Annotated in this window: 7 protein-coding genes; 2 read left to right on the top strand and 5 right to left on the bottom strand. The window is 73.3% G+C overall.

What is annotated here, in order from left to right:
* Together VR45_RS38590 and VR45_RS38585 are read right to left on the bottom strand one after the other, a co-directional pair.
* Window positions 1-590, bottom strand: a 590-nt coding sequence (locus tag VR45_RS38590) for a globin domain-containing protein (RefSeq protein WP_045944623.1), incomplete at its 3' end; no start/stop codon positions are given.
* A 210-nt stretch (window positions 591-800) separates the two neighbouring features.
* A complete protein-coding gene (locus tag VR45_RS38585) occupies window positions 801-1,778 on the bottom strand; it encodes a helix-turn-helix transcriptional regulator (protein ID WP_063772624.1) in 978 nt (325 codons plus the stop codon).
* A 127-nt stretch (window positions 1,779-1,905) separates the two neighbouring features.
* Here VR45_RS38585 and VR45_RS38580 point away from each other — a divergent pair, with 127 nt between their 5' ends.
* Window positions 1,906-3,066 (top strand): NAD(P)-dependent alcohol dehydrogenase, encoded by a 1,161-nt coding sequence (locus VR45_RS38580; protein WP_078897428.1) that lies wholly within the window; start codon window positions 1,906-1,908, stop codon window positions 3,064-3,066.
* A 206-nt stretch (window positions 3,067-3,272) separates the two neighbouring features.
* Here VR45_RS38580 and VR45_RS38575 read toward each other — a convergent pair whose 3' ends face one another.
* The 3 genes from VR45_RS38575 to VR45_RS38565 form a co-directional block, all read right to left on the bottom strand.
* Window positions 3,273-3,674 carry a DUF6114 domain-containing protein gene (locus VR45_RS38575; RefSeq protein ID WP_078897432.1) on the bottom strand — a complete coding sequence of 134 codons (402 nt, stop codon included), beginning with the start codon at window positions 3,672-3,674 and terminating at the stop codon, window positions 3,273-3,275.
* A 143-nt stretch (window positions 3,675-3,817) separates the two neighbouring features.
* Window positions 3,818-4,474, bottom strand: a complete 657-nt coding sequence (locus VR45_RS38570) for a DUF6230 family protein (protein ID WP_045944621.1) — start codon at window positions 4,472-4,474, stop codon at window positions 3,818-3,820.
* A gap of 138 nt (window positions 4,475-4,612) precedes the next feature.
* Complete coding sequence (locus VR45_RS38565) at window positions 4,613-5,362, bottom strand: TetR/AcrR family transcriptional regulator (protein WP_234326591.1); 750 nt, start codon at window positions 5,360-5,362, stop codon at window positions 4,613-4,615.
* A gap of 501 nt (window positions 5,363-5,863) precedes the next feature.
* On the opposite strand from VR45_RS38565, the gene VR45_RS38560 reads away from it, so the two are divergent.
* Window positions 5,864-6,538 carry a hypothetical protein gene (locus tag VR45_RS38560; RefSeq protein WP_030396485.1) on the top strand — a complete coding sequence of 225 codons (675 nt, stop codon included), beginning with the start codon at window positions 5,864-5,866 and terminating at the stop codon, window positions 6,536-6,538.
* The last annotated feature ends 72 nt before the right edge of the window (window positions 6,539-6,610 follow it).

Genomic DNA, 6,610 nt, shown 5'->3' with positions numbered 1-6,610 from the left:
GCCTGCCAGGACGGGGGTTCGGTGAGCGCCGCCTCGGCGCCCGCCACCATCGAGCGGACGGCGAAGCGCAGCATCCGCACCCAGGCCGCTTCCAGCCCGGCGTGCCACCGCGCGCCCGCCCGGTGCCGGATCGCCTCGCGGAGCGCCTCCTCGAAGGCCTCGTAGTGGACCGGCCGGACGCCGAGCTTCCGGTGGTCGCGGCCGAGCCGGGTGAGGGTGTCGGCCAGTTCGGCCGGTCGGTGCAGCCGCTCGACCAGGTACCCGAACATCCGCTCAAGGTGGGCCTGCTGGAACGCCATGGACTCCGGGAACAAGGCGCGCAGGAACGGGCGGCGGCGGAACATGCAGGCGTAGAGGTGGTCGATGAGCGCGCCGAACGGCGTGACCAGGGTCAGGTCGCGGAGGATCAGCCGCTGGTCGGCCGCCCCGTCGTAGCCGTCGTATCCGTCGGCGCCACCGGGAGGCGGGGGCGGATCCTCGGGCGCGGCGGGAAAGGGTGGCGCCGGCGCGAGGATCTGCCGGCGCAGCCGCATGGCGTGGTGTCGCGCGATCAGCCGGTCGTACTCGGCGGTGGTGCTGGTGGTGTCCATGACGGGCAGCCTAGCGAGAGCTGACGTTCCGTCAGTTACTCGCCGGACCAGTGCTTTTCACCGTTCCGGCGGGCCGTCGGCCGGTTCCGGGCAGGGGGCGGCCCGGGCCCGGCGCGGTTCCATTGAACGGCCCCGTCCGGGGCTCGGGACAGGGCCGGTGGTCCCTGGCCGGACGGGACCACCGGCCCACCGCGGGCTCCGGAAAGAGGACTACCGGCCCGTCGACGAAGCTCCGGATCCCGAACCGGATCCCGAGCCCGAGGCGGAGTTCGAGGCGGAATCGGACTGGGCCCCGGACCCGGCCTCCTGCTCCGGGCGGCGCGCCTCCGCGTCACCCCCGGACGGCCCGGTGGCGATCCAGCTCGCCAGCAGCCGCAGCGACTCGGCCGAGGGCGAGCCCGGCTCCGCGTGGTACGCCACCAGCACCTGGTCCGGGTCGCCGGCCGGGCGGAAGGTCTCGTAGCGCAGGGTCAGCCGGCCGACCACCGGATGGTGCAGCTCCTTGACCCCGTGCCCCTTGTCCAGGACGTTGTGCGCCGCCCACAGCCGCCGGAAGTCCTCGCTCTTGACCGAGAGTTCGCCGATCAGCGAGGTCAGCCGGGGGTCGTCCGGGTCGCGGCCCGCGTAGAGCCGGAGCATCCCCACCAGGTCGGCCGCCTTGGCCTCCCAGTCCAGGTAGAGCTCCCGGGCACCCTGGTCGAAGAAGACGTGCCAGGCGAGGTTGCGCCGCTCCGGCGGCAGCGCGGCGACGTCCCCGATCACGGCGTTGCCGAGGCGGTTCCAGGCGAGCACGTCGAGCCGCCGCCCCAGGATGTAGGCCGGGACGCCGTCCATCACGTCCAGCAGCTGCGTCAGCTCGGGCCGGACCTGCTGCGTGCGCATCGGGCGGCCCCGACCGGGGCTGCGGCGCACCGGCCGGGTGATCCGCAGCAGGTGCTCGCGCTCGGCCGGTTCGAGCCGCAGCGCGCGGGCGATCGCCTCCAGGACGGCCGTGGAGACGTTGTCGCCGTTCCCCTGCTCCAGCCGGACGTAGTAGGCCGTGCTCACCCCCGCGAGCTGGGCCAGCTCCTCGCGGCGCAGCCCCGGGACGCGGCGGCGGCCGCCGTAGTCGGGCAGGCCGACATCGGCCGGCCGCAGCCGGGCTCGCCGGGACCGCAGGAATTCGCTGAGCTCGGTGCGCTGGTCCATGCCAGCAGTATGGGCCCGCCGGGCGCGGCGGACGGGCGCCGTGGGTGATACTGCCAGTGGTAGGACCGGTGGTCGTACGACGACCACTGACCTGGCCCGCCCCGAACGGCTCGCCGAGGCTTGGGGCATGACGAACACGACGATCACCGCACACACCGCCGACACCTTCACCGCCGCCGACACCGGCAGCACCGACACCGCCGGCACCGCCGCGGCGGAGGCCCCCGGGTCCCCCGACCAGCCCGGCCGGATCGCGGTCTACGCCGCCCCGGCCCCGAAGGCCCCGCTGGAGCGCACCACCGTGCCCCGCCGGGCGCTCGGCGCGCACGACATCCTGATCGACGTCCGCTACGCCGGGATCTGCCACTCGGACATCCACCAGGTCGACGAGGACTGGGGGCCGGGCATCTTCCCGATGGTCCCGGGCCACGAGATCGCCGGGGTGGTCGCGGCGGTCGGCTCCGCCGTCTCCCGCTGGACGGTCGGCGACCGGGTCGGCGTCGGCTGCTTCGTCGACTCCTGCCGGGAGTGCGACAACTGCCTCGCCGGGCTCCAGCAGTACTGCACGGGCGGGGACGGCATCGTCTTCACCTACAACGGCCGCGGCCGGGACGGCTCGCCGACCTACGGCGGTTACGCGAAGCAGCTGGTGGTGGACGAGCAGTACGCCCTGCGCATCCCCGAGGCGCTGCCACTGGACGTGGCCGCACCGCTGCTCTGCGCGGGCATCACGGTCTACTCGCCGCTCAGCCACTGGGGCGCCGGGCCGGGGCGGAAGGTCGCCGTGGTCGGGCTCGGCGGGCTCGGCCACCTGGGGGTGCGGCTCGCCCGGGCCAAGGGCGCGGAGGTCACCGTGCTCAGCCAGTCGCTGCGCAAGCGGGAGGACGGGCTCCGGCTCGGTGCCCACGACTACCGCGCCACCTCCGACCCGGCGACGTTCACCGAGCTGGCCGGACGGTTCGACCTCGTCCTCAACACCGTCTCGGCCGACCTGGACCTGAGCGCCTACCTCGGGCTGCTGCGCACCGACGGCACGCTGGTCCAGGTGGGCGCGCCGGCGAAGCCGATCAGCCTGGGCGCGCACTCGCTGCTCCTGGGGCGGCGGTCGCTCTCGGGCTCGATGATCGGCAGTCTGGCGGAGACCCAGGAGATGCTGGACTTCTGCGCCGAGCACGGGATAGGCGCGGAGATCGAGCTGATCCCGGCCGAGCGGATCAACGAGGCGTACCGGCGGGTGCTGGCGAGCGATGTGCACTACCGCTTCGTCATCGACACGGCGACGATCTGACGCCTGCCGACCGGGTCGCCCGTTCCGCCCGTTTGCCCGGGCTGCCCGTTCGACCGGGCTGCGCGGCCCGCCGGCTTCCCGGACGGAACTCGGAACGAACGACGCCCCGTCCCCGGCGCTCTCCCTTCGCCGGGGACGGGGCGCCGGCCCTGTCGGCCGTGGCGGGCGTCGGTCACCGGCCGCGACCGGCGCCCGCCACGGCCCCCTCAGACGCCGGCCGGGTCGGCGGCCTTGCGTCCGGTCCGGTCCCGGCGCAGCCAGCGGCGGCGCGGGGGCTGGTCGGGCAGCCACCCGAAGGCGAGGCAGCTGCCGATCACGCCGAACAGCATCCCGAGCAGGAAGCCGCCGAGGTTGGAGGTGAGCCAACTGCCCAGCGAGGCCAGCACGGCGAGGATCGAGTAGAACAGCCGCTGGGCCGGGTTGAAGAGGATCAGCAGGCCGCAGAGCACCATCACCGCCGGGACGAGGTAGCCGGCCAGCCCCTGGATCCCGATGTGCAGCACGATGGGCAGCGGGGCGCGCTGCGTGAAGAGGATCTCGGCGCCGCCGAACAGGACCAGCACGCCGCCCCAGAAGGGCCGTCGGCCCCGCCAGCCGCGCCAGGCCAGCCGGGCCCGGGCGACCGCACTCGCCCGGGCCTTCGGCCCCGCCTGTACTTCAGGTCCCGCCTGTACTTCAGGTCCCGCCGGTGCCTCCGGCTCGACCTGCGCCTCCGCCTCGGCCGGCGTCTCCGGCTCGGGTCCCGCCACCGTCAGCAGCCCTCGGAGCTGAAGCTCAGCCGGAGGTTGGGCAGTTTGAAGGCGCCGGCGGTGGTGGCGTAGTTGTGCTGCCGGAGGTTGCGGATCTTGACCGTGTCGGCCTGCTGGCCGAAGACCCCGGGCAGGCCCTGGACGCCGGCCTTGGTGTAGGTGCTGGCGTCGCCGCCGATCTCGATGTTCTTGAACTCCGCGTCGCCGGAGAGCAGATCGGAGTCGGTGGTGAGGTCGGTGGCGGTGACGGGCGTGCCGGCGTCGCCGGCCCTGATCAGCAGGTTGATACCGCCGAGCTCGACGCTCTGGCACAGCTTGGTGAGCGAGGCCTCCTTGATCGCCGAGACCGCGACCAGCACCTGGCCACCGGTGTCACCGGCGTTGGGACTGTCCTTGATCATGTGGTCCAGGCTGCCGAACTGCTCGAAGCCGACGCCGTCCAGGCTGTCGGCGGTGACGACGAACGGCATGCCGGAGATGTCGAACTGGGCGGCGAGCACGCCCTGCGCGGTCAGGGCCATCAGCACCGCGCCGGCGGCGACGGCGGGTACGGCCATCAGCGCCGTTCGCCTCAGCCGGACCCGGCCTCTGTCCTGGGTGGGTGACGCGGGGGCCGGGGTGCTTCCGGTCGGGTGGGCGGCGTCCTCGGACGTGGCCATGTGTGCTCCCTCGGGTGGTGGGGACGGGCAGGCACTGGCACGTTGTCCTGGCGCGGACAGCGTTCTGCGGCACGGCAGCGGAGGGCCACCCCTCGGCAGCGGGGCGGACCGGTCGGGCCGCAGTAGGTAACTGGGAAGCTACTGCCCGGTATTGACCGGGTCAATACGGGTGCACGAAGGATCATCGTCCGCTCCCCGACCCCGGTCCGGCGCCGGTCCGGACGAGGCCAGACGGCGCGCGGCCTCGGCCGGACCGAGGAACGGCGCCAGGCAGAAAAGGCTCAAGGTGGGTAGCAGGTCAGGGAGTTCGGCGGTTCGGTCGGTGTCGATGCAGCGCTGGAGGGTGGAGTAGACGCCGCCGACCACCGCGTCGACCATCGCCTCCGCCCCGACACCGTCCGGGAGTTCGGGGATCTCGGCGAAGAACGCCCGGAACTTGACGAGGAGTTGGTCCCGCTCACGGCGCCCGGCCGGGCCGACCGCGTCCAGTTCGATCACCGCCATGGTCGCGAAGGCCGGCACCCCGGCCAGCAGTACGAGCATCGCCCGGAGCGCCTCACGAATCCCGGTGCACCAGTCCGGCGAAGCGGCGAACGCCCGCGCCATCCGCCGGATCACCACCCCGGTGCCGTGCCGGTGAGCGGCGAGGAAGGCGTCCTCCTTGCCGCTGAACAGCTCGTAGAAGACCGGCCTGGTCACCCCGGCGGCGCGACAGATGTCGCTCACCGTGGCGCGCTGGTAGCCGTGTTGCGCCACCGTGTGGACCAGCCCGTCGAGCAGGCGCTCCCGCTGGGTCGCCGCGACCACTCCGGGCGGCAGCCGGCTCGGGCCGCGTTTGATCGAGCGGGCCGGGTCGCGCCCGGTGCGCGCACCGGGGATCAGGACCACGTCGGCATTCCCACGGAGATCCGGGTCCATCGCCATCTTCAGTCCCCAACTCCTGTGCATTGCCTTGACATTGGCGCGACATCAGGTTTACAACACTGGCGGGTTTCCAATCCGCGGCCGAGGCCGCCGGAAGCCCGCACGCGTTCCGACTGCTCAGTATGGCGAACGCATGCCCGGCGGTGGCAGCCGCCGACGTGCACCCTGCACTCCCGCACTTGCGCTGGACCGTTCCACCCCGCCGTACCCCGCCGTACTCAGCCGTACCCGGCCGGTTCCTTCCGGCCGGCCCAGGCCGCGTCGTACCCGCCGCACAACGTCGTGCCGCCGGTACCGCGCCGTACGGGCGGGCCCGTGGCGCCGGGCCCGCCGAGTCGCCGTTCGCGGCGCCCCACCCCGCACACCCTCACCCGTCCCGGCCGGGCGCGGCCGACGATGCCGCGCGCACCCCCACACCGACCGCACGGGCTCCCCCACCCGACTCGCCCGGAGAGGCACACCCTCATGCGCATCCGCCGTACCCTCGGAGCCACCGCCCTCGCCGCCGCCGCGGTGTTGGCCGCCGGCACCATGACCCCCGCCCAGGCCGCCGGCTCCGCCGTGCTCACCCACACCTCGGTGGGCGGGCCGAACATCGCCGTCGGCGACGTGCTCACCGCCGACCTGGTGTCCGGCAGCTTCGCCACCTTCTACTCCAGCGCCACCGGGACGAGCGGCATCAAGTGCGCCGCCTCCTCCTTCTCGGCGACCGTCACCAGCAACCCGGCCGCGCCCGGGGTGGCCACCGAGCAGCTCAACACCCAGACCTTCGGCTCCTGCACCGCCAACGTCATCGGTGTGACCTCCGTACAGAGCATCACGGTCAACAACCTGCCCTACACCAACTCGGTCAGCGACGCCCCCGGCAACCCGGTCTCGCTCGACCCCACCGCCGTCGGCCCGCTCCAGACCACGGTGGTGCTGAAGACCATCCTCGGCACCATCACCTGCGTCTACCGCGCCCCCGCCGGCATCAGCGGCACCACCAGCAACGTCGGCCAGACCATCGGCTTCAACGCCCAGGCCCTGCCCAAGGTCTCCGGCCCGAGCACCTGTTTCGCAACCGGGTACTTCAGCGCCACCTACGGGCCGGTGAAGGACAGCTCGGTGGCCGGCAGCCCGCACGTCTACATCAACTGACCCTCCCGGACCGACCCTCCCTCAGGGGCCGGTACCACACCGGGCGGGGTGCGGCGGCCGCCGCACCCCCCC

The sequence above is a fragment of the Streptomyces sp. NRRL S-495 genome (genome assembly GCF_000966955.1).
GTDB classification, from domain to species: Bacteria; Actinomycetota; Actinomycetes; order Streptomycetales; family Streptomycetaceae; genus Kitasatospora; species Kitasatospora purpeofusca.
Note: the sequence above shows the minus strand (reverse complement) of the source record. Positions and strands in the feature narration are given on the sequence as shown.